22 protein-coding genes are annotated in these 23847 nt (G+C 43.9%); 14 read left to right on the top strand and 8 right to left on the bottom strand.

The genetic code is table 11. The annotated features are described in order from the left end of the window. Positions 1–51: 51 nt before the first annotated feature. The 4 genes from ACVBIU_RS02575 to ACVBIU_RS02560 all read left to right on the top strand — a co-directional run bounded on the left by ACVBIU_RS02575 (position 52) and on the right by ACVBIU_RS02560 (position 4667). Positions 52–1749, top strand: a complete 1698-nt coding sequence (locus ACVBIU_RS02575; RefSeq protein ID WP_447162985.1) for a di-heme oxidoredictase family protein — start codon at positions 52–54, stop codon at positions 1747–1749. A 216-nt stretch (positions 1750–1965) separates the two neighbouring features. Beyond that, positions 1966–2499: a menaquinone-dependent protoporphyrinogen IX dehydrogenase gene (gene hemG, locus ACVBIU_RS02570; protein ID WP_447162984.1), complete on the top strand. Its 534-nt coding sequence runs from the start codon at positions 1966–1968 to the stop codon at positions 2497–2499. Between the two features lie 17 nt (positions 2500–2516). Further along, positions 2517–3047, top strand: coding sequence for a cytochrome b/b6 domain-containing protein (locus ACVBIU_RS02565; RefSeq protein WP_447159445.1), 531 nt, complete (start codon positions 2517–2519; stop codon positions 3045–3047). A gap of 615 nt (positions 3048–3662) precedes the next feature. After that, a complete protein-coding gene (locus tag ACVBIU_RS02560) occupies positions 3663–4667 on the top strand; it encodes a glycosyltransferase (RefSeq protein ID WP_447162983.1) in 1005 nt (334 codons plus the stop codon). Between the two features lie 62 nt (positions 4668–4729). On the opposite strand, the gene ACVBIU_RS02555 is transcribed toward ACVBIU_RS02560, so the two are convergent. Then, entirely contained in the window at positions 4730–5386 is a 657-nt protein-coding gene (locus tag ACVBIU_RS02555) for a thiol:disulfide interchange protein DsbA/DsbL (RefSeq protein ID WP_447159447.1), read from the bottom strand. A gap of 517 nt (positions 5387–5903) precedes the next feature. Here ACVBIU_RS02555 and ACVBIU_RS02550 point away from each other — a divergent pair. Then, positions 5904–6734: a hypothetical protein gene (locus ACVBIU_RS02550; RefSeq protein ID WP_447159448.1), complete on the top strand. Its 831-nt coding sequence runs from the start codon at positions 5904–5906 to the stop codon at positions 6732–6734. Positions 6735–6871: 137 nt separating this feature from the next. Here ACVBIU_RS02550 and ACVBIU_RS02545 read toward each other — a convergent pair whose 3' ends face one another. From ACVBIU_RS02545 to ACVBIU_RS02535, 3 genes are all read right to left on the bottom strand, one after another. Then, positions 6872–8251, bottom strand: coding sequence for a DUF4397 domain-containing protein (locus ACVBIU_RS02545; protein WP_447162982.1), 1380 nt, complete (start codon positions 8249–8251; stop codon positions 6872–6874). Between the two features lie 138 nt (positions 8252–8389). Further along, positions 8390–8908: a hypothetical protein gene (locus tag ACVBIU_RS02540; protein ID WP_447159450.1), complete on the bottom strand. Its 519-nt coding sequence runs from the start codon at positions 8906–8908 to the stop codon at positions 8390–8392. A gap of 43 nt (positions 8909–8951) precedes the next feature. After that, entirely contained in the window at positions 8952–9704 is a 753-nt protein-coding gene (locus ACVBIU_RS02535; protein ID WP_447159451.1) for a winged helix-turn-helix domain-containing protein, read from the bottom strand. 455 nt (positions 9705–10159) lie between these two features. On the opposite strand from ACVBIU_RS02535, the gene ACVBIU_RS02530 reads away from it, so the two are divergent. Together ACVBIU_RS02530 and ACVBIU_RS02525 are read left to right on the top strand one after the other, a co-directional pair. Next, positions 10160–10981, top strand: a complete 822-nt coding sequence (locus ACVBIU_RS02530) for a cytochrome C (protein ID WP_447159452.1) — start codon at positions 10160–10162, stop codon at positions 10979–10981. A 10-nt stretch (positions 10982–10991) separates the two neighbouring features. After that, positions 10992–11528, top strand: coding sequence for a hypothetical protein (locus ACVBIU_RS02525; protein ID WP_447162981.1), 537 nt, complete (start codon positions 10992–10994; stop codon positions 11526–11528). Between the two features lie 172 nt (positions 11529–11700). Here ACVBIU_RS02525 and ACVBIU_RS02520 read toward each other — a convergent pair whose 3' ends face one another. Continuing rightward, positions 11701–12969, bottom strand: coding sequence for a hypothetical protein (locus tag ACVBIU_RS02520; protein ID WP_447162980.1), 1269 nt, complete (start codon positions 12967–12969; stop codon positions 11701–11703). Between the two features lie 175 nt (positions 12970–13144). Beyond that, positions 13145–13840 (bottom strand): 2OG-Fe(II) oxygenase, encoded by a 696-nt coding sequence (locus ACVBIU_RS02515; RefSeq protein ID WP_447159455.1) that lies wholly within the window; start codon positions 13838–13840, stop codon positions 13145–13147. 327 nt (positions 13841–14167) lie between these two features. On the opposite strand from ACVBIU_RS02515, the gene ACVBIU_RS02510 reads away from it, so the two are divergent. From ACVBIU_RS02510 to ACVBIU_RS02490, 5 genes are all read left to right on the top strand, one after another. Next, a complete protein-coding gene (locus ACVBIU_RS02510; RefSeq protein WP_447162979.1) occupies positions 14168–15508 on the top strand; it encodes a BamA/TamA family outer membrane protein in 1341 nt (446 codons plus the stop codon). A 130-nt stretch (positions 15509–15638) separates the two neighbouring features. Then, a complete protein-coding gene (locus tag ACVBIU_RS02505) occupies positions 15639–16532 on the top strand; it encodes a pirin family protein (protein ID WP_447163029.1) in 894 nt (297 codons plus the stop codon). Positions 16533–16754: 222 nt separating this feature from the next. After that, a complete protein-coding gene (locus tag ACVBIU_RS02500) occupies positions 16755–17348 on the top strand; it encodes a hypothetical protein (RefSeq protein ID WP_447162978.1) in 594 nt (197 codons plus the stop codon). 127 nt (positions 17349–17475) lie between these two features. After that, positions 17476–18357 (top strand): 3'-5' exonuclease, encoded by an 882-nt coding sequence (locus ACVBIU_RS02495; RefSeq protein ID WP_447162977.1) that lies wholly within the window; start codon positions 17476–17478, stop codon positions 18355–18357. Positions 18358–18371: 14 nt separating this feature from the next. Then, positions 18372–19187 (top strand): DUF3465 domain-containing protein, encoded by an 816-nt coding sequence (locus ACVBIU_RS02490; RefSeq protein WP_447163028.1) that lies wholly within the window; start codon positions 18372–18374, stop codon positions 19185–19187. Positions 19188–19242: 55 nt separating this feature from the next. On the opposite strand, the gene ACVBIU_RS02485 is transcribed toward ACVBIU_RS02490, so the two are convergent. Next, complete coding sequence (locus tag ACVBIU_RS02485) at positions 19243–19452, bottom strand: ribosome alternative rescue factor ArfA (protein ID WP_447159459.1); 210 nt, start codon at positions 19450–19452, stop codon at positions 19243–19245. Positions 19453–19630: 178 nt separating this feature from the next. Further along, positions 19631–20707, bottom strand: a complete 1077-nt coding sequence (locus ACVBIU_RS02480; RefSeq protein WP_447162976.1) for a permease — start codon at positions 20705–20707, stop codon at positions 19631–19633. A 207-nt stretch (positions 20708–20914) separates the two neighbouring features. On the opposite strand from ACVBIU_RS02480, the gene ACVBIU_RS02475 reads away from it, so the two are divergent. Further along, on the top strand, positions 20915–21874 hold the full coding sequence (locus tag ACVBIU_RS02475) for a hypothetical protein (RefSeq protein WP_447162975.1): 960 nt from the start codon (positions 20915–20917) through the stop codon (positions 21872–21874). 363 nt (positions 21875–22237) lie between these two features. Continuing rightward, complete coding sequence (locus ACVBIU_RS02470) at positions 22238–23620, top strand: Na+/H+ antiporter NhaC family protein (protein ID WP_447159462.1); 1383 nt, start codon at positions 22238–22240, stop codon at positions 23618–23620. Positions 23621–23847: the final 227 nt, after the last annotated feature.

The raw sequence follows: 23847 nt of genomic DNA, 5'->3' as shown, positions 1-23847 counted from the left end.
GATAAAAGATAATGGGGAATAATTTTTGGCATGCCGTGTGTGGAACAGCAGATGACAGATAAACACTCTCAAAAAAACAGATCGCAGCAAAACGAAATACCGCAAAAAAGAGCGCAATTAAATAGCGGCATTAGTTTTCGAAAAAGCCTTATTAGCAGCCTAGTCTTGTTAGGGACCGCAAGCTTAAGTGCATGTGGCGGCTCTGGCGATGATGCAGCGCCCACACCTGAAGGAAAAATCTATCCAGCTTATACCGATATCAAAGCCCTTGGTGGTGATACCACTACCTTTGATGCCTCTGAGTCGGGCCATGGTTTTTCAACTCCTGCGCCAAACCTGACGGCTAATGAGCTGGAGTTGCACCTTGAGGGAGATGTAGGCTTTGAAACTACTTTTACTACCGCGCCCAATAGTGCCCATCCTGAGCTAGATGGTTTGGGGCCAGTATTTAATAACGCAGATTGTAACTCTTGCCATCAGCGTGATGGCCGTAACTCAAGCCCTATCGTTCCTGCAGGCAAATCTCGGGTTAAACTCGGCTCACAAGCGGGAATATTCTTAAGGATCAGTAAGGTGCCCAGCGAGCCTTGCACCTTAGGTACGGCGGCAAATAATTACTGCGCGCCAATACCTGTGCCCGACTTTGGTGGGCAACTATTTCATCGCGGCGTACTGCAAGCTCGAGATGACTGGCAGCAAAATCAATTTATTGGTCAGGCTGATGTTTACCTCTCCTATGAAACTAAGCGGGTTACTTACAGTGATGGCACGAGTGTCACGCTGAAAAAACCACGGTTCGATGTGGAAAACCCCTATGATGCGCCGGGGGAAACTAGGGCTAGTAGTAACGTCACCTCTAACTTGCTGCAAGATGATGTACTGATGGGCTGGCGAAATGGTATGCCGGTATTTGGTTTAGGTTTGTTAGAGGCCATCGCTGAGGCTGATATTATCGCCAACGTTGATGCTGCTGATAGCAATAATGATGGCATTTCTGGTCGTGCTAACTATGTTTTTGATGCAGTTAAAGCACAAGCGGGAGACAGTAATCCGGTGTCGCTGGGCCGCTTTGGCTGGAAGGCTAATACGCCCAGCGTTAGGGTGCAGTCATTAGGCGCGTTGCGCGGTGATATTGGCATTACTAATCCGCTGTTCCCAGATGAAAGTATTGCTGGCACTGCGCTGCATGATGCTTATTTAACTCGTACTGGCTTTGTCGATACCGGAGTTGGTGTCGATGGAGAGCCTGAAGCGAGCGCTGAGTTCAGTGATGCCGTGGTGTTTTATGCTGAAACGCTAGCGGTACCGGCAAGGCGTAATGTGGATAATGTTGATGTTCGTGAAGGAGCAAGATTGTTTGAGCAGTTAAACTGCAGTGGTTGTCATACCCCACGCTTTGTGACTCAAGCTTCAGGTGACATTGGTGGCTCAGAGATGATTGCTGGCCATAAGAGTCAAACTATCTATCCATTTAGCGACATGTTACTGCACGATATGGGTGATGAACTTGCTGATGGTCGTCCCGATTTCTTAGCCGATGGCAATGAGTGGCGTACGCGTCCGTTATGGGGAATAGGCCTAACGCAAACCGTTAATCCGCAAGCAGGATTTTTACATGATGGCCGCGCAGCCACATTAGAGGAAGCGATTTTGTGGCATGGCGGTGAAGCAGAGCAAAGTCAGCAAGGTTTTATGACATTAAGCCGCGAAGAACGCTCGCAAGTTATTGATTTCTTAATGTCACTATAAGCAAAGTCTGCATAACTGAAATTCACTCAGTCAACGTAAAAACAGCGGGGCTACCTCTTTAGGGGAGGCCCGCTGTTAATTTTGTGAACTAGGTAAAGCTAATTCGATTTATTGCACTACGCCTCGTGATCTGTTTCATGTAATCTTTTAGTCAAATCACCTATGATTTATTTATTAAATTCATTCACTTTAAAATTAACACTTCAGGGGTGCTTAGTGAGCAAAATTCTTATCGTTTACTCTAGTGTGCATGGCCAGACTCGTAAAATTTGTGCCTATTTAGAAGATAAGCTCAAGGCAGTCGGCAATTGTGTCACCGCTGTTAGCATTGCCGATAAAGTGGATTTAGGTGAATTTGATAAGATTATTATCGGTGCCAGTATTCGTCATGGTAAGCACAATGCGGCAGTTTATGATTTTATTGAAGCCCACCAAGCAGCATTAGAGCAAAAGCCGAGTAGCTTCTTTTCGGTTAACTTAGTGGCGCGTAAACCTCTAAAGAATACCGCTGAGACTAACCCATATATGCAAGCATTCTTTGAAAAGTCACCTTGGATGCCTGATGTGGCGCAAGTGTTTGCTGGCAACCTTAACTACCCAAGTTACGGCGTAATGGATAGGAACATTATTCGCTTTATTATGTGGATGACTAAAGGCCCTACTGCAGCTGATACTAATATTGAATATACTGATTGGAATAAGGTTGATACCTATGCTGACAGTATTAATAATTTGGCGGTTACGGTTTAGCAAGCACAGGATGAGATATGGCGCAATCGACGTTTAAACGCTTAGCGAGAAAGTATATTGATTTGCAGCATGTGCTCATCATTATCACCAGTGCATATCTAATTTTTACAAGCGGCTCTATTGTGATGGGCCGCAGATTACGCCCCAATGCATCGTTTTGGGATCAAAGCCATGTGTATCTTGGGCTTATCGCCGCCTTCTTGTCGATTACCTTTTTGATTACTACCTGTCTTAAAGGAAAGTGGCGTCAGTATTTCCCCTGGTTGCTCGGTGATTTTTCGCAGCTTAAGTCTGATATTCTAGGCTTGTTTAAAGGCAAGATCCCGATTGCCGGCGGGCGTGGATTATTCAGTGTTACTGAAGGCATAGGCATGCTGCTGTTTTTAGCGGTTGGAGTCACGGGTCTACTGTGGTTTGCCACTCAAGGCAGCAGTGATGCGCTGTTCTGGCGTGGTTATCATATTCATTTTGCACAAGGTTTTATCGGTTTTATCGTATTACATGCCGTATTTGCTTGTTTGCACCTGCTAGATTTTTTCAGAAGCTAATAAAACTTACACAAATGCGATAAAATTTGCTCTCTTGAGTAAGATTATTGCTTTTTTCGTGTCCTCAATGTCCTCCGTTTCCATAAGTGTCTTCCGTGGTGAATTGCTTTTGCCTTAAAGTGGTTTAGTTAACGTATACAATATTGCGTCGGCATAACTCTATTTCAAAGCGGAAATTTAACCACGAAGCGCTTCGCTTTCACGGAGGTCACGGAGAAGATCGTAGAGCAAAAAATTAAAATGTTTGATGACGAGCCTTTTACTGTTGCTTTTGTTCTAGCTGTTGCTTTTCTTCGTGTAGCGTAGCGCTCCGTGTCCCAATAACATCCGTGTTTAACGGCCAGTTCGCTATCCCTAGCTCTCGCTTATTAGCACATGGCTTCGGCATATTCGCCGTGGTGAATAGCTTATGTCCCAAAATGAGTTAGAAGCTTCTTTAATCTTGTGTGACCACCAAGCGATTATGTCATATCTTAACTACCAACCGATTATGTTGACTTGCCAAATCAGCTTGAGTGGGCTGAGCAAAACAATGCTTTCAAATTAGTTGGTTTTTCTTTAACTTAACGAGTATGAAGTAAAAGGAACTTATCCAGCATTCTATAAGGACTCGCTTTGCGGCCAACCGTAATCCATCTCGTCGATGATATTAAGCTTGGTGGCGTGAACCTCGCGCTAACGAGTCTTGCCGCCTCAAGGTTACAGCAGTCTTTTTCTTTTCAACGCGTGGTTAGTCAATTCAATAAGCCGCAATTTAAACGTTATCAAGCCGATGTTATCGTCGTTCATGGCGCCGTTAATTGGCGCAAACTCCCTGCATTTTTAGCACTTAAACTTGCCAATATTGGCACGCCAATCCTTTATCAAGAGCACCATTATAGTCGAGAATTTGCCCGTCACTGTGTTACGTCCCCTTGGCGTTTTCGCTTGATGCTTAGGCTAGGATATGGGCTTATGGATAAAGTGCTGTCTGTGTCTAACGCCCAGGCAGACTGGTTACAAGCGCTAGGCGTATTACCTACCGATAAGCTGGTGCGAGTCGGGCAGGGGAAAGAGCTGAGCTCGTTTATTGCATTGCCAGAAAAGAGCGCTAGTGCGCCAATTAGGTTATTGGCCTACGGGCGTTTGAGTCAGCAAAAAGGCTTTGATTTGTTGATTAAAGCAATGGCGAAAGTGTCGCCTAACAGAGTCGAACTGATATTGGCCGGAGAGGGAGATCAAGGGCCCGAACTTGCAGCACTAGCAGCGCCTTTAGAACATGTTCATTTGGTTGGTGAGGTGCATGATGTGCCTCAGTTTCTTAGCCGTGGCGATCTTGTCATTATCCCCTCACGTTGGGAGCCGTTTGGTCTAACGTGCTTGGAAGCCATTGCTGCGGGTAAAGGCGTTATCGCGGCAAATATTGACGGATTAGGTGAGCAGTTAGCAGGGTTAGAGCGACAAGGGGGTTATCAGCTGATTAATGAGTTAACCGTCGAGGGCATTGAAAGCGCGATTAATGAAGCAATAACAGAGCCGCTTAAAATCACAGCTTCTGAGCGGTTATCTAGCGTTCAAACTTGGGAGTCGATGCTAGAGCGTTGGCAACAGGTGTTAGAAGATGTGCTTAACAACAAATGATATTTAAAAACAAAAAAGGCGCTAATTAGCGCCTTTTTCTATTTCTCAACACGAGTTTGAGATTACTTGTGCTCAAGTGCTAGGTAGTTCATTAGGTCGATTAGCTCGGCTAGTGTACGGATAGAGCCCATGTTAACTGCATATTTGTCGTTGACGATGAACGCAGGTACGCTTTGTACTTTAAATTCACGTTGCTGTGAACGCCATAGCGCCAACTTCTCGTTGGTTTCTTTGCTGTCTGCTGCAGCATCGTATTGCTCTGCAGTTACGCCAAATTTAGCAAATACGGCTTTGATGTCGTCACGGCTTTGTAGCGGTTCGTCATGCTTGTGGCCTGGTGCGCTGTGATCATGCTTCTCACCATTATCGCCTTGGATAACTTTGAACATAGCATCAGTTAATGGCTTTTGGTTATCTAATGTTTGGATAACCGCAAGAGAGCGCATAACTTCAGTGTTAATTTCGGTGTTGGCAAAATCAACGTGCTTGCTGTCAAAGGTAACTTGCTTGTTCAAGTTGGCTTTGATATCAGCTAAGTACATCTTTTCCATGTTGAAACAGTTGCCGCAGTAGAACGAATAAAACTCAGTTAGTTTTGGTTCGCTGCTTGGTGCTTTATCTGAGATAACGCTGAAGTGCTTACCTTCAACAAATTGTGCGGCAAAGCTGCTCAGTGGAGCAACGGCAAGTGTTAACGCTAAAGCAATATGTTTAATCAAACTAGTGTCCTCTAGGTGACGTTTGTATAAGTAGTCAAGCGATAACGAATAATACAAATATTATTCATCCGTTACAGCAAATTACATTGTTGTTAAGAATAAAACCAGATGCTTAATTATGACTGAATTTGCATATTAATACATGCTCTAGAGTGTGACCCACGCAATGATTTTAAGCGTAAACGGGAGTTTTCATTTTAAATTTTGCTAAGCCTCACAATCTCAGTGAAATTTTATAAAAAGTTAACCTCCCAAGGGAACTTATTGCGCTTTTTAAGCCATGTATATCGAAATGCTGGGTTTAGACTGCAGCGAGAAGCCGATTTCTTTAACGGTAATTAATAAACTTTTAGATAATATCATGACTAATATTAAACAGATTATCTTATCTATTTATGTTAGTTTTTGACTAAGTTTAGAGCACTGCTTTGTTAGTTAATGGAATTGATTAATCAATATCTTCCGATTAATCAATAGCTTCTACATAAAGTCTGAGTATGCCTTGGGGGAAAGGGACTTGAACAATCAACCGCACTTATTTATTGCAGCATTAGCTCTTGTGGCAGTCGGGCTAACAACCAATGCACAGGCGACAGACTGGCGCATTGCATTTGGTGGCCAAAATACCATTGTCGATCAGGCCGATTCTCATACACTCGGCGCACATGCAGGCTTTTATGTCGCGCATCAAACCGAATCAGAGCTGCTATGGCAAGGTGAGTTAGATATCTTTATTGATGATGATAAAGATAAGTTAGACCCTGATCATATTCCTATTTGGTTCCAAAGTGCCTTTTCCGTTGACGGTAATTTATACCGCTTTTCTGAGGTGATGAACTTACAGTGGCAAGTAACCTTAGATGGCAAACGTAATACGGTTAGCTCGGTAGAGAAGCAAGCTAAACTCTTTCCCGGTATCGTAGCAAGGTTTGATAATGGCCGTGTGTATGCGGGATTTGAAGTCGCTGCGGGTTATTACATGCTGGAAATTGACGATGATGTGCCAAGAGAGCGTGGCTATGATCGTGACGACTTTCAAAATAAAACCGGCGCCTATTCAATAGCCCTCGATACTCTGTTACCCCTTGGTGATTCGTTTGACATTTATGCTGCTGCACAAACCTGGAATGATGGCAGTGATTGGCTAGAAAATAAGTATACCGGTGTGCTGAGCTATCATTCTGATGGCTGGATTGAGAATAGCGAAATAAAGCTTAGCGTTGAGCATACAGAATATAATCTTGACCCATTTGATAATCGCGATAAAACCTCACCAGATTACCTGGCTATCTTGCCATGGGACAGAGACACGTTAGTACGAATTTATGTAGATATGCCTTGGGGTTAACGATTGCTCTCTGAGGTTAACTGACGTATTAGTAATAAAAGCGCCATGCATTGCATGGCGTTTTTGTTGGTTGTAAATACTGTAATTAATAGAGCACTATTTATCTGTATTAGATATCTGTAATGCGTTAGCCGTAACTATTTATTAGTGACGAAGTCATCTAGTAAAATGACACTAAATACACCACTGGTATCGGTATCGATTGCAGCAACACCATAAATACCACCATTTTCTAAGCTAATGGGTAATGGACCTATGGCCACGGTTTTAGTACCTGTAACTGTTACGCTAACCACATAGTCACCAGCAGGAACACTTAAGCTACCTGAAGAGGCTTCAAATGGCACATCTGTCAGTACTGGGGTCGCATTAGCAATATCATCGGTTGCAGTTAAATAAATATCAACATTAGGCGCAGAGTATGCTGCATGAGATACCGTTAACTTAGCCTCTGTTGCTACCACTCGGGTATTTTCCATGATGATCCAAGGGGCAATGTCGTTATCAGCTAAAGAGCCTACGGCAAAAATTGAGTAGCTGTCACCAAGGTCTAACTCAAATGATGCGTTGTCGATGACAACAACATTGTTGTCGGCATTGGCTGCAACTGTAACGGTATGGTCACCTGCTGGGATGTTAACGTAACCGACAACGCCTTTAAACATCAGATCTGTGATTGCTGCAGTTGTGCTGCCATCTAAAAATACATCAACCGCTGGCGCATCGGCTACGGCGTGTATGACGCGTATATCACTGCCACTGTTTATGTCATTGAGTAATACTTGCCCTTCAGGCAGCGCCACAAGCAGAGCGACAGGAGACATACCGGTCCAAGTATTAGGGATAGCCGAGATAAAGTAATCTTCTTCATCGGCTAATGTTACCGGCCCTGAATCATATACTGCATCTTTTGAACCCGCAGCCGTAATACGAATTTGATATTTAGCGGCAGGTACCTCAAGTTGTGGACTCGCATCCATATAGTTTGCTGATAGGGTTGGCTGCATTGTACTGATATCGGCATTCGGTTCGGTAACGTAGACATCTACCAGCCCAACTGCAGGCGCGGCATGCAACACCTGCACTCGTGCGTAGTTATCGGCGATATCTTGCTCTGGGTTGGCAATCAGTTTAAGCATGAGTGAGTTGTCAGCGACTTTGCCTAAGGCAACGGCGGTATATTCTGTATCAGCTTCAGTATCTAAATCCGCAGTTAATACTGTTGTTGTCGTACCGTCGGGTAAAAGTGCATCGACCGCTACGGCGTAGCTGCCACTTGGCACCGTTGTTAAACCGCTCGACATGGCATAGTCCACATCGTCAACAAAGTTAGCGCCGTTGGCGGTAACATTGACTAGCGGTGCATCACTACCTGCGTGTATGACACGAATTTCAGATTCATAGAGTACAAATGGAGGGGGGACTATATCATTATCATCATCGCTACATGCAGTTAGACCTAATACTGAAATGGTAATGACAGAGGCATAACGTGCGAATGGAGTTGAAAATTTCATTGCTATATTCCTTGATGTTTAGTTTCGACAACCATTACGCTGCTGAAATTTCGTTAGATCAAAAAATATACAAATAATTTACATTGAGTCTGTTTTATGGTTTTTAAAGAGTGTTTTTTGGCATTCTAACGCATGTGCTTAATTGACAAGTCGGCAGCCGCATACCGTATTGCTGGGTTGAAACAGCACCACTGCAAAGTCTTTATTTTCATCGCGCTCTAAGACTTGAACGCTTAGATTATGCATGCCCTTCTTATTCAGGTTTAGGCTGCTGACATAAGACAGGTATTTAAAATGCTCTGGAGCCTGTTCCTGGTTCGAGTGTGTAAACTCTTGTTTGGTTTTGACTGAAATATCATAAAACATGTTATCAATATCAACCTGATTGACGTGCCCTTGCATGGACACTGAGCCCGCTGAATTGCCGTCTAGGTCGAAATAGCGATAGTTGATTTGTGCTTGTCCGTCTTTAGAAAACAGGTCGACTAATAGGTAATGCTGGCTGTCTTGATTCATTTTCTGTCGATTGAATAGCTCTGAGCTACAGCTAAGCATAAAGCTAGGTTGCTTTGCTGTGAGTTGATAGATCACCGCGACGCAGCTCAGTAAAGCTAGCAAAATGATGATATTTATCGCCCAGCGCCATGTTCGCGTCATACTCAATTCCTCGTTCTTATTCTTGATATTATTGATTAAGCGGCTAGTCACAAATCTCAACGTCTTGCAGCCATTGCTGATTGATAAACTGCTGGGGTTGGCGCAGATCACTAATCTTTAAATTGCGAATGATGGATTGGCCAAATTGATCACCCCGTAAGGTGATATTAAGGACTTGCTTGTCGTGGGATAGCGACAAGTACACGTTCTTCCAACTTGTGAGCGGGCATTGGCGCAGACTGCTTTTCATGATTTGGCCCAACTCGAGCAATAAACCATTGTTGGTTTTTGAATGGGAATACAAAATGACGTAGACAGCTTGTCCTGCGATGGTACTGACTTTGCTGGCTTGCAGTGGTGTGGGTTTACTTTTAGATAAACCGGGCGCAGCGTAAAAAATCCAGCCACAACTTAAGGCGAGGACTAAACAAAAAGTCAATATTGCTGTGAGTTTAAAAGGGAGCCTTTTGCGCGGTGATCCAGGTTGAGTTGCCTTTCTGCTTCGATGGTGGCGTAACAGATACCCCTGGCCTTTGACCGTTTCTATGAGTGACTCATATTGCGGGCCCAAGAATGAGCGAAGTGTGAATACCGCTCGGGTCACCGAGGAGTCACTAAGAGGAGGCTGCTTGCCATCACCGGCTTTTAATAGTGGTTTAGCCACCACTTTGCCTTGATAGTCTATCAATAGGGTTAAAACTTGCAGTTCGGCTCTTGGTAGGTGCCAAGTATTGCCATTGTCTAAGTTCGTTAACTCTTCTTTTTCAATATCAAATCTGCAATGTCCCAATTGCATCTTCGCCGCCTCACTAGAACTATCAATGTATACAAGTCTATGAAGTAAAACTAATGAAGTCTGTGATCCTGGTACTTATGTTGTTTAAAGGTGGCAAAATTGAGTCCTGTGTATAGGTCAGTATGGCTAATTGGGAGCTTGGTCACATTGATTCATACAATTCATTAACCTAATCATGTGTATAAAATGCCGCAAATCACCACAAATTAAGTGATTGCTATCGCAAATTCGCAGTATTTGCGATATGCCTCGGTGCGTTGATTCGTTGATGCGGCGTCTAATTGTTGAGTTGTGTTGCTGCTAGCTTCATCAGTCATAAATCACATTTTTATTTTCCTCATTTCTTACAGTTACTCCATCGAGTCGTTATCCAAAATTTGAACTCGTTGACTAATCGACATAGGCCCAGAGGCTTATAGACAAAATAAAATAATGATGGATATAGGGTGATTATTATGAGTATTGATAGACGTCAGGCGTTAACCAAAATTATCGGATTAAGCACTGCCGCTGCTGGTGCAGCATTAGTGGGGACTTCAGCTTTTGCCGCCACAGATGCAGACGGTAACTATCGATTAGAGATCGGTGAGCAGCTTAAGTATGTGCCGCTGGATGCAATGGCGACGGCAAAGCTAGCCTATGAAACAGGTGGCGGCTGTATGCACCAAGTATTCCACTCGATTATTACCATGTTGGCGCAATCAACTAGTGTTGATGCTGATAAGTTTGCCTCGATCCCAACCGCGCTTGCGGGCTACGGCTGGGCAGGGATTGTGGGTCAAGGCACCATCTGCGGTAACTTAAACGCGGCGGGTATGTTAATCAATATTCTAGATGATATTAACGGTCAAAATAGCGCGATTATCGGCGCATCATTCCGCTATTACGAAACTGAAGATTTACCTCTTTCATCTGATGCATTTATTACTGGTATTGGCTCTACAGCAGAAAAGAGTCTAGAGGTGGGGAAAACATCTATTGCTAATAGCCCACTTTGCCACTCTTCAATCAGTAATTGGTCAGCGGCTTCAGGCAAGGTGTTTAAAGAGAAGGGAGAGCGTTGTAAGCGCCTTTCAGCCAGTATGGCTTATCACATTGTAGAGCTACTTAACCGTGCTCATGGTGGTGAAGATATCTCGTTGCTGCCTGAGGCGAAACCTTCAGCGGAGGCGCAAGCTTGTCAGTCATGCCATGGCGTAACAGAGACGATGGGCTCAGCTGCCAGCGTGAAGACAGATATGGAATGCACGACTTGTCATACGGGTCATTTTAATTAAGGAGTCAATTATGAAGGTCAAATTATTGAGCGCCTTATTGGCAAGCTCTGTGCTCCTTATGGGGTGTGGCAGCGATGATGACAATAATGATGTTACCGAGCCACCAGTGGTTGTGCCACCGCCTGTTGCAGATGTTATTGATATTAGTGAAGCCACGAGTATCGAGATGAGTCTTAAGAGCTTTGATGGGGCAACTGGCGCAATCACGTTTAGCTTGAATGATGGAGATAATAGAGCCATTACTCAGGCCACAAATTACGACATTTATTATTTTGGTTACCCAGATCCTGCGTCACCATCGACTAAGCCAAAGGCTTGGAAACGCTGGCATGTGACTCAAGGCTATAAGTGTGACACTAGCACCGATGACGAATGTGGCGGAGTTTTGACTGAAACGGCGACCAAGGGGCAATACACCTTTGATGCCACTGACTTAGATTTAGATTCTAAAGCTGCAGCTGGGGCGGTTGAACTTTATAAGGTCGCGATTCAGATCCATGGCGCACAGGCAAGCAATGAGATCGAGCTGATTGCTGCTGAAGAATAATAGAGTTCAGTAAAGCACTCTTTTAATTTCAGGTACTGACTTAGATTAGTACGAGCACCCTGCCTAATTTCAATCTATGCAGAGGGGGAGTCCTCCCCTAGATTGAGTTAAGCCTTCAAAGCCGCAATGATTATATTGCGGCTCTTTTTCATTTTACTATTCGCAAATGTGTTCATTCTGGCTCATTGAGCGCGTGCTGTTTAAGCAGCTTGCGCTCCATAATGCTTGAGGCGATAAACATGGTTAAATAGCCACAACCTAGGGCTAAAATTACCGCGACGACGTTGTCGGTAAACAGTCTAAGCAGATAGAACATGATGAGCAGTGTCGAGACACCCAGCAGACGGATCATTAAACTTTGTAAAAACAAGCCGTGGGCTTTGATGTAGGCAACCTGAAAGGCGTTGAGCATCATAAAACCAAAAAATAGCGCGAAGTGCAGTAAAATGGGCGCTGCCTTAATGTAAGTCTCGGGGAAGATAAAGCCGACGATTTCATCACTAAACAATAGTAATACACTCAGTAAGCTTACGCTTATTGATAAACTGAGTTTGAAAAACCAGCGGCGGATCTGCTGAATTTGCTGATGTTGACCGCTGCGAAGACATTGAGCCAATTCAGGCAAAATATAGCGATAAACAGGGAAAACAAACAGCATTGTTAAATACGCAATCATCGGCCTGACAACCACCTGAAAATCACCGAGTTCGTCGATGGTGAAGTAGCCAATCGTTAGAAGCACCGTGATGTAAACCATCAAGATACTGGCGCCAACTTCGAGTGAGGACATCATGCTTTTTTTGACGAAATTCCGCATCTCAGGATCGAGTTGTACCGGCGCTAAGGGCGGGGTGGCAATCTGCTTTCTACGTTGAATAAACATGTAAGCGGCTACAGCTAAGTTAGATAGCATTAAGCTGAAAAATAGCGAGGCGATAGGGGATTGTGCCAATAGATAGTAGCAAAGCAAAAATAGCAATATCTGCACCAGCGGCTCTATCCAGATAGTCTTATTGGCGATGTCATAGAGGCGGTACATACCAATTTGATTGGTAAAATACACCTTAAAGCCCATACCCAGAATAATCCCCACCAACTGGATATATTCCACATCGATATTCAGTTGATGCTTGATATAAGGCAGCACTAGCCCCCAGGTAAATAGCACCATAAAAATAAGTGAATAACGGAAAATATTAGTGATATCTCTATCGTTCTTGGTTTGAGAGAAACTGACTACCATAGAGGTACGAAAGCCACTCAATAAGATAAGTGACATAGAGATGATATCAACGACCGTGTGATACAGAGCCAAGTCATCCTTCTCGACCCATTGAGCTAACCAAATCTTAAATGCTAAGCCGAGCGACATACTGGCAAGTGTCGCCCAGATAGCGCTAATGAAGACTTGCTTAACTCGAACGAATGAAGACTCTGTCATGCTGTTGTGTTACTCAGTGGATGCTTGTTAACGGGTGTCAAATATTAACCATTACCACTTGATGTGCTAGGACTGTTGCTAAAAGCTGTGAAGTGGCGATTGTAAATGATGCTAGCCAACGGTAGTGCAAAAGAAAAGTGCGGACTCAACCGCACCAATACCAATCAATATTATATTATTGAGAACGGAACCAGCCCGTTATAGATAAGCGCTTCGATGGGCAAAAAGGAGCCAAATAGGTGACTGCATGGACATGTTTAACATCAAATAAAGTCATGGAGTTAAATTGTGGTGCCCAAGCATCTCTCGGGGTGCCATCGTCTTGATAAAATTGCAGTAAACCTCCCCAGTCAGGGTGCCACTCTGGACTAAAACTTAATACAAAGGCGAGTATTCGACCCTCATGTTCAACCACATCTCTATGGCGAGTTAAAAAGTTGCCCGGGGTATATTGTGTTCCTTGAGCACTTGCGAGCTTGATATCAGCTCTACCAGATATGAACCTGATCTTTTCAAGCAGCTCCTCGGAATTTAAATAGCGTTTAACGGCATTTAAAGTAGTCGGACTAGATGGGGATATCATATGGCGACCATACCAAAATCCCACACCTTGAGCGGCATCTTGGTATAGATTGTGGAAGAGTGTCTTTTGACTATTGCTAGGCATAGCTCTTAATGCACTATTGCTCGATTCTATTGCTTTGCCAGCTTGAGTATAAGCATGAGAAAACTCCGTGTCATTCGCTAAACATTGCCTAATATCTTGCGCATCTTCAGTAAGCCATATGTTGTTTATTTTTATTCGATTATCTTTGGAATATTCGTTTTTAATCAGATCCCAATTGAGATCTGGAGAGAATGATTTACTCAAAAAAGCCTCCGACGTTTAAACATCATTTACAGGTTCTGCTAGATTAAAAATACCTGTAGGTTCGGTTCCACAGCAACAATAATCAGAATATATCAGATGTTATGCTTTTGCTTCTATGCTGTTTTGCTTTTGCCTCTATGCTGTTTTGGTATTGTTTCGACATTGTTTGGCTGTTTTTGTTATGATTTTTATTTTGTGGACCTAGGCAAAGATATTGGTTTTCAGTGGCTTTATGACTCAGGGACAAGTCATAGATGTTATCTTTTCAGATAGCGACAGGGTTCTTTATGGCGGTAAGAGTTAAGCGGGTTTTGCAAAGGAGTGATTATGCTTAAACAGAATGTGGAGCTGAGGCTTAAGCGGGTGAGTTACGCGTTAGCTTGGGTCTATTTGTTGCTGCCTCAGCTTAGCTATTCGGCCCCTGCTGCCAATGTAAAAACAACGATCGATAGGGTGGAAACCCCTGACAATGTCAAAGAAAAGTTGATTCTACCCTACCTATTTAGCACCGACTCTATGGGGTTGAACATCGGTGTGGGTGGAATGCTTAGTGGTTACTTTCAAGATCAAATGACTGTCGGTGGCACCGTGTTTGGCGGCGATGTGAGTCAAGGCGCTGGACTTGGAGTATGGAATGTAAAACTGCCTAAAACCGAGCGCTTCTTTTTAAGCGCCTATGGTTTTTTGGGCTATTACCCAGATCAAAGAGCCTATACGGGAGGAGCGCGCGAGTTCATCCCGTCGGGTACGCCACTGCCTGGAAGCAATGGTTCCAGTAATCAGCAATTTTTAGAGGCTGATGGCTCCTCTAATTGGTTCGACATTAAGCTTGAATATGCTTTACCTATAGGGGCGACCAAAGATAAGGGGCGAGTTGAATATAAGTTAGAAAACGGTTTACTCATTTCAGAGCCTAGTGGTGGTAAAGAGTGGAACCCTCTTGAAAGTGGTGCGACGGTAATAGTGCTGCGCCAGTTCAATCGTTATCAAAGTTTTGAGTTTGAAGATGAACCGCTTGACGGCAGTATTCATGCTGTTGAGCTTGGGATCTTATATGACAACACCGATTTCTCGGTCAATCCAAGTTATGGCAGTAGTCAGTACCTTTCTATATCACGAGATGTCTCTTGGCTAGATTCTGATAGTGAGTGGACCTTCATTAATCTCGATATGAGTAAATATTTCTCTTTTGGTGAGTCTGATTGGGCAAGCCAACGAATATTAGCGTTAAACTTTTGGAGCGGTTACTCCCCGTCCTGGGAGCTTGAATATGACGAGCAAGGTGGCCGTAGAATAACCAATGCTGCGCCTTATAATGAAGGGGCTACCTTAGGTGGCTTTTATCGTATGCGGGGTTTCGAGCAAAATCGATTTCATGACAAAGCTGCCATTTATACCAGTGCTGAATACCGGTACACCTTGAGGGCTAATCCAATAGAAGATGTGAATTGGTTAAGGTTCTTACGTTTAGATTGGTTTCAGCTGGTGGGTTTTGCTGAAGCGGGTCGAGTCGCGCCACAGTATAGTGCCAGCGAATTGTTGTCTGATGTAAAGTTTGATTATGGCGTGTCGCTGCGAGCCTTAACTGCTGGGATCGTTATTCGGTTTGATATTGCACACTCCGATGAAGCGACAAATGCTTGGGTGATGGTTGATCATCCCTTTTAACCAATGAAAACCACTAGACGGCTGTAAGTTACCTTCTATTTTTTCGAACGTTTGGTGTACCTTTTAGCGTTATTTATTCTGATTTGTGCTTGTTATGCTACAGTCATTAGAGATTAATGAGGCAAGAATGATGAAGCTGCTAGCACAATATCAAGCGCATAAAGCAATGGATGGTGATGGGGTTAATATCCGCCGAGTCGCTGATTTTAATCAGTTAGGTTTCGATCCTTTTTTGATGATAGATGAAATAAAATCTGATGATAAAAATGATTTTATCGGTGGATTCCCCGCGCATCCGCACCGCGGCATTGAAACCTTCACCTATATTTTAAAAGGTGGTTTTGAGCACAAGGACCAATTAGGTAACGTTAAAGCTATCCGTAGCGGTGATGTACAGTGGATGAGCACAGGCAGTGGCGTGATCCATTCAGAGATGCCATTAAAGGATGCTAATGATGGGCTGCATGGTTTTCAGATCTGGTTGAATATGCCTGCAAAGGACAAAATGCGCCCGGCACGCTATCAAGATACGGCCGATATTGAGTTACCTCAAGCGACTATAGAGGGAGTGTCTTTTAAAGCATTGGCTGGCCGTTGGCATGTTGGCGAGCATAGGTTAAGTTCGCCTTTACAGGGGCTTGCTGGCAGTGCTCAGATAGCGGATCTTATATTTGCACCTGAGGCAAACACCGAGCTTGATTTTAGTGTACTTGAGTTAAATGAAAATCGATTTGTGGGGATTTATATCTATGCGGGGTCGCTACAACAAGGTTTACCTGTAAACGGGGACGCTATTACTGAACAGCCAAAGCAGGCATACCAGGCGGGACACATGTTGGTATTAGACAGCCACACTATAACGCAGTTACAAGCTGGTGATGATGGCGCTGGGATCCTATTACTGATAGGCCAGCCGATAAATGAGACCATTGTTCACATGGGCCCGTTTGTGATGAACACTCAAGCAGAGATCCGCCAAGCGGTTGAGGATTACCAAATGGGACGTTTTGGCCATATAGAATAGTGCTAGACGAACGTTAATCGAAATAAAAATGCGAGCGAGTAAGCTCGCATTTTTATTGTCTAAGCCTTACTATCCGCTTGATAAAAATTGCAAAACTTAGCGAGTTTTTTACAGCTAATTTAACTATGACACGACTTACTCATGACGCGGCTTAATTATGAGACGATTTAATTATGAGACAAGTAGTATGCAAGTCGTTTGATATGGCTTTAGGGAGAGTAAATGGCGCTATGTTTAAATATATTTTCATTACCGAATGAGCATATTCGATTTTTGAAGGCTCACCCGCAAACGTTGGACGCTTATTTACAGGGGCAAAAGCCTCAGGCTGATGTGTTTCAGGAGCGCGGCTCTTTGCTGAGCAAAATCGCCAAGTTGATGGCAGGCTCTGGTGCGCAGTCTTTGCCTAATGATTGGCCTGAACACGAGGCGATGATGATAGGGCCTGATGCAAATCATCGTAATGTGGACCTTTATCATTACATTCTCAATAATACTGAAGAGCGAGTAAAAGGCGCGGGCAGTTTGTTTCAAACCTGGCTGGATATAATGCACCACGATGCGATAAAGATGGATGCTGATAATGAATCATTTGCATTTGAAAGCCATCGCTTACCCGCCTTGGTGTCACTGCTATCAGTACTTGATGAGTGCAGGGTTAGAGACCGATTCGATGCTTGGCTTGCGATACATAATCCCGATTACATTGTGCAGGAGCCTGAGTATCAAGAGATGACTCAGGGGATGGAGCGCTTTAGACGCAAGGTGACTGAGGCTAATACGCAGGACTTTGGCTTAATGTGGGTGACTCAGTAATACTTGATTGGGAACCGTTGCGAGTTTAACGATATTGACAGCTTTGCATGGTGCCAACTATTTGCTTATGCACGCTGTAAGGCTCGATATGGTTACGAGCCGTAATTTTACAATGTAGAGTAATCTAATGAGTCTATTTAAGTTTGGTTTAGCGGCAGATAAATCCGCGACAATTCGCCGAGAGCTAGGTAAAGATGCAGCGGCTTATTTTAACGTCATGCAGGCCGCTGAAGCGTCATTTTTTCGCGAGATCACCACAAAAGAGAACAGATTAAAGCTTGATTGGTTGCAGGTGCGTACTCGTTTAATTACTCGAATTGATGACAGTGACTTATCTAGACTAACTGAATTCAATGTCGAACTTATTCAGAATGTGTCTGCAGAGCAAGATGGCCAATCACGACAGGTCTGTGTGGTTACGCTTGAGTCGCTGCAAGCGGCGATAGCCGATATTGAAGCGCAATCTTGGCTAGGTTTTGATACCGAAACGGCGGCCACCTTTGAAAAGGGGCGACGTAATACTAATCCTATCTCATTGATTCAAATAGCAACTGCCACTCATTGCTATCTGTTTCGCATGCAGTCTGAGAATATAGAGCCCTTTAAGGCGGCACTGGCACCGGTATTAAGCAATGAACATCTGCTTAAAATTGGTATCGGCTTGAGACATGATATCAATGCAATGAAGCGAGATTTTGATATTAGTATCACCGCGATACTGGATCTAAATTGGCTGATGAATCAACTTGGTGCACCTAAACAGCTAGGCACACAGCAAGCAGCCGCAACGGTTTTGGCACTAAAGCTGCCTAAAAGCAAAAAGGTGACATTATCAAATTGGGGCAAGCCACTTGCAGAGCCGCTGAGTGAGCTACAACTGCAATATGCGGCGGCAGATACTTTTGTGGCATTGGACATTTTACATTCAATAACAGTGCAAATTGCCCCTTATCAAACACTATGGCCTAAATCGCTGATACAACGTTTAGCCGACTTAACAGGATCTTAAAAGAGAGAGACTTGATGATATATAAAGGTCAATTGGTACGATGGAATGATACGAAAGGATTTGGTTTTATTCGTATTGAGCAGGCTGATGACGTTAATGACTCCAATAATGAAGTATTTATTCATGTGTCTGCGTTAGGCTTGATACCACGTAGACCCTTGGTGGGAGATAGCATCTCTTTTCAAATACTGACGCAAAAAGATGGTAAGCGCAGGGCGGTAGAAGCGCAGATCGAAGGGCTGACTCTAGCACCGACTAGAGAACGGCAGAAGCTTAATCTGGAGCATCTAAATCTGCAGAAGCTTCATCTGCAAAAGGGGACTTCGCAATCGCAGCACCGAAAGTCGATTAACGGCGTTTTATACCGTATTGGCATTATGCTGGTGGTACTGGCTATTGCGAGCTTTGCCTATAATCGCGTATTTACAAGCACTGGGAATTTACATGGTGCGACAACATCAGGCTTAGCTGCACCATTTTCTGGTGAGCAACAGAGTAGCGCAGGAGAATTGCAGCGAGCTTTTGAGCAGGGGCTGAGTAACCTTCAAGTGCAAAGCTCTGGCGTGGTCAGTAAGGTTCTAGCAGATGATGATAAAGGTAGCCGTCATCAACGATTTATTGTGACATTGCCACACGGGCAAACGGTTTTAGTCGCTCACAATATTGATTTAGCGCCGCGAATAGCGGATTTAAATGTTGGTGATTCAGTTGAGTTTTACGGTGAATATGAGTGGAATGATCGCGGTGGGGTAGTGCATTGGACTCATCATGATCCTAGGGGGCGCCATATTGGTGGTTGGCTTAAGCATAATGGCCAGATTTATCAATAGCTTTTTATCTATACGCTCAGTGTCATAGCGGTATGGGAAACACTGGAGCTTGCCGTTAATGTAGTGCCAGATAGTCAAAAGGGGCAAAGCCCTTCAGCTTTTGCCCCTTTTGTTGTTTGCGGTTGTAAGACCCTTTACCTTTCTTTGGTTTTTCAGTGCGCGTTCTAAATAGCGAGCTAGTAACGATTGCCTTTAAAGCGTTATCTTTTATTACGCCGCGACCACTTTCGTGTTCGGTATGCGTTTGCTGGTGATGTTTTGCCATCATATTCTCCAATGGGTTAATTGAATCGATAAAAAAGCACCGTGCGGACAAATTTAAGCTATTGCTAAACTTGTCGTTACGGTGCGATTATACGCTGTTTTTTAATGACGGCGAACATTTATTGTTCACTTTTTAAACCGCGCAGTCACTATGGCTCTGAGCTAATGAGCATTAAGCATTAAAAGATCAGCGTGTATAGGTAACCTGCCGCTATCGCCATACCCAAGATAACCGCTAAAAATGCTGCAATCATTTGGTTCTTGAAGATAGATTTAAGCAAGATCACCTCGGTTAAGCTTGCCCCTGCACTGCCAATAATCAATGCCATCACTGAACCTAATGCCATTCCTTTCGCGACTAAGGCTGAGCTTAGTGGGATCACCGCTTCTGCACGAATGTAGAGTGGGATACCAATTACAGCTGCGATTGGAATAGCATACCAAGTACCTTCTCCGGCGTATTTTGCGATTAGCTCTGTAGGAATAAAGCCATAGATAAGCGAACCAACTAAAATACCAATCATTAAGTAAGGCAGTACTTGCTTAAAGTCTTTCCAAGTTGAACGCCATACGCGCATCCAACGACTATCTTCTTTTACCGCTGGAGCTTCGCAGCAGCTACTTGCTTCTACCTGAGTAGAGCAACCACTGCTGACCGTTGCGAGAGCGGGCTCTGAACAGCAACTTGCTTGGGCAACTGGCTCCACTTTTTCAGGTGCTGAGCAGCAAGCGGCTTCAGTGTTAGCTTTTTGTTTTGCTGTATCGTCACAACTTGTACCACAGCTTGAACCCCCCGCAGCTTCATATGCTTCAGGCTTTACGTAACGCTCAAAGCCAAGTTTCTCAAGCACATAACCCGCTGTTACTGAAACCACCATGGCAACGACGAAATAAAATAACGCCACTTTAAAGCCAAAGGTCACGATAAATAGGCCAATAATAATTGGGTTCAATAATGGGCTTGAGAACAAGAAAACCATCATAGGACCAAAGCCCGCTTTTGCTCTTAATAGACCCTTTAAGAAAGGGATCGTCGAGCAGGAGCAAAATGGCGTTATCGCACCGAGTAGCGCTGCAATAACATAGCCTTTGCCTTTCTTTGAACTCAAAATCGACTGGATCTTTTCTGGAGGAATATACTCCTGTAGTAATCCGACGATATAGCTAATCGCGATAAATAGTACGGTTAACTCAGCTGCAAGGAATAGAAACATTCCGGCTGACTCTTTTGCCATTGCAATGATTTCAGGGCTCATGGTGTTTACCTCTAGATTCTTTGTTTGTTATTTCCGGAATAACCGAAATAATAAGTTGGGCAAATAATAATCCGATTTGAAAAAGTGTCAATCATTATTTCGGTAAATGTGGAAATGATTTTATGGCAGTCTAGTCGTCAGTGACGTGCTTGTCGCGGTAGTCGTTATTCTCTATGATTAAAAAATAATGCAATTTAGGACGTTAGCATGCTTGACGCGATATGTTTATTCGATGAGTCGAATCCTATCACTTACTCTATATTTAAGTTTCAAAAGCTCAGTGAGTTAGATATCGAGCAATATCGTCAGGCATTGATATGTCCTGCTTGCGCAGGTAAAGCCTATTACCGTAAAGCATCTAAAGATGGTAAGGCCGCCTGCTTTGGTTCGCGCTATCACCAGACTGGTTGCCGCGAATTCAAACCTTCTGCGGCTAAAGAGCGCGAAGAGCAGCATGTCGTTGAGGTGAATCAGATATTAGCTGATAGCGATGCGATGATGATTGATTTTAGTCGCCATCCGCGATCATTTAAGTCTATGACAGATGAGCGAGCATCGTTAAACACCAAGGCAGATGTTGCCTTACCTACGGGGAAGAAACCGCTTGATGAAGCGGATTTTCAGCCCAGCGTGGGATCTGAGCTGCAAACACAGACGCAAGCAAGCCCACAGCAGCAGGCTGTGAGTCCGTCACCCAGTGACGTCGCTGCTCATTCTTCCACTGTTGAAAAGCGTATTGTCAGTGAAGGCCTAGAGAAGATATTGCACAGCTTAATGCGTGGCAGTGAGCTGGCCAGTTCAGAACTGTGGGTTTATACCGATCAGAAATACCGCTGGCGCGCCAAGAACCTATTCGTCAATTTTGCCGATGCCGAGCCAACAGAAAATGGCTCTCCTAGAATGTACTGGGGCACTATTTCCCATATGGATAAAGAGGGGCTTTGGCTTAACCCTGCTGATAGCAAAGACGTTGGGATCCCAATTGATAATATTGCTAAAGCATTACAGCAGCGCTTTGGGTTAACTGAAAGGCGAGATTTCGAGGGCGCAGGCATTATCTTATTCGGTAAATGTTTTTGGAATAAAGCTAAAAACCGAAAAATTATTCAATTGTGGGGTAAGGACTTAAATCGTATTTTTATTTCTAAATCGGAAGAGGGCGAATAGTCCAAATTGATGAAATGTAAAACCCGCTGGGATTAGGCAAAGATTTCGGTATTTTTAAGTCAAAATTGGCTGTAATTTGTCATTGGCGTCAATATTGTTAAAGTTAATATATTCAATGGCTTGCGTTTTTTACGTCAGTGGTGCTTATAAAAATTCACTCAATGGGGATATTTATTATTGACTCAAAGGCCAATGGGGATTATTTTCTGCGCGATGTTTTTACTAGGGGCCCCAAAATAGCCCGTAAAATTCAAGGTATCGGCAGGTATCTCAACGGTAAAGCAGCAATTAAACTTCGCAAATAATTGCGTGAGTTTGGTGATTAATTGCCATTTTGGCACTTTATTATAAGGACGTTAGCGCATGTCTGAACCGACAGCCTTAAGTCTTATCCCACCTGTGGTGGTATTGGTGTTAGCGATTGTGCTACGCCGCCCAATTCTTTCTTTGATTATCGGTGCATTAGTTGGCTTGGCTATGTATGAGCCGCAGAATTTACTGACTAATTTTGCTGATACCTCTTTGTCTGTTATGACCGATGAAACCATCGGCTGGCTGATCCTTGTGTGTGGTGGCTTTGGTGCTCTGATTGCTCTGCTAGTGCGTACCGGTGGCTCGATGGCGTTTGGTCGTCATGCATTGAAGTTTGCCAAAGGGCAAAAATCATCACTGTTTATGACCTTTATTCTTGGGGCGGTTATCTTTATCGATGACTACCTCAATGCACTAACGGTTGGCTCAACCATGAAGCGGGTCACCGATAAGTTTAAAGTGTCTCGTGAGATGCTGGCTTATGTTGTGGACTCAACCGCAGCACCGGTTTGCGTATTGGTACCGCTATCTACCTGGGCAGTATTTTTTGGTGGTTTGCTTGTCGATAACGGCATAGCGGCTGAAGGCCAGGGCATTGCTGTTTATATGCAAGCGATACCTTATATGCTTTACGCATGGCTTGCTGTGGCAATGGTATTGTTGGTTATCTTAGGCATAGTGCCTGCATTTGGCCCAATGAAAAAGGCGCAAATTGCAGCGGCTAAAGGTGAGCCAGCGATTAAGCAGATGGACTTAGATGAAGTGCAAACTTCTGACGAGTACGCATTAAAAGCGATTGAAGATGAATTTAAGCATGCCGACGATGGCGGCAAGCTACATAACTTCTTTGTACCAATCATCTTGTTGGTCGGCTTTACCGTCTATTTTGACATCGATGTGCTTAAAGGTCTGATTGCTACACTTGCAGTTACCTTGCCGTATTATGGTCTACAAAAGCTGATGCCACTGTCAGAGATGATGGAGCAGATGATTGATGGCTTTAAAAATATGCTACCAGCAATTGGTACCGTAATTGCTGCATTCATCTTTAAAGATGTATGCGATAAATTGATGCTGCCACAATATGTCATTGAGAGCTTAAGCCCGTTTATGACGCCGCAACTATTGCCAGCCGTGGTGTTTTTAACCATGTCGGTTTTGGCCTTTGCGACAGGTTCTAGCTGGGGTATTTTTGCGGTATCAATTCCGATTGTGATGCCACTGGCTCAGTCAGTCGACGCCAATATTCCATTGGTGATTGGTGCACTTTTATCGGCATCATCATTTGGTAGTCAGGCGTGTTTCTACTCTGACTCCACGGTGCTCGCGGCGCAAGGCTCAGGTTGTAACTTAGTGAGTCATGCGGTGACTCAGTTGCCTTACGCATTACTCGCCGCAGGCATGACTTTTGTTGGCTTCTTATTGCTGGCATAAGCCTTTAATCGCGTAATACGTCATTTGGTTATTATTTTAAAGGGCTGCACTCAGGTGCAGCCCTTTTTGTTGTCTATTAGACTATGCAGCTTGAATTTTAACCACCTCGATAACTATTAATTAATTTCACGTATCGGAGTTTGGCTCAGCAATACTGCTGGTACATTTGTTGGCAAATTTAACTTTACACACATAAGGTTAACAAAAATAAGGCAAAGTGTTGACGT

Source organism: Shewanella sp. 30m-14 (genome assembly GCF_052977125.1).
The sequence above is the reverse complement of the archived record's forward strand: the minus strand, read 5'-3'. Positions and strand labels throughout refer to the sequence as shown.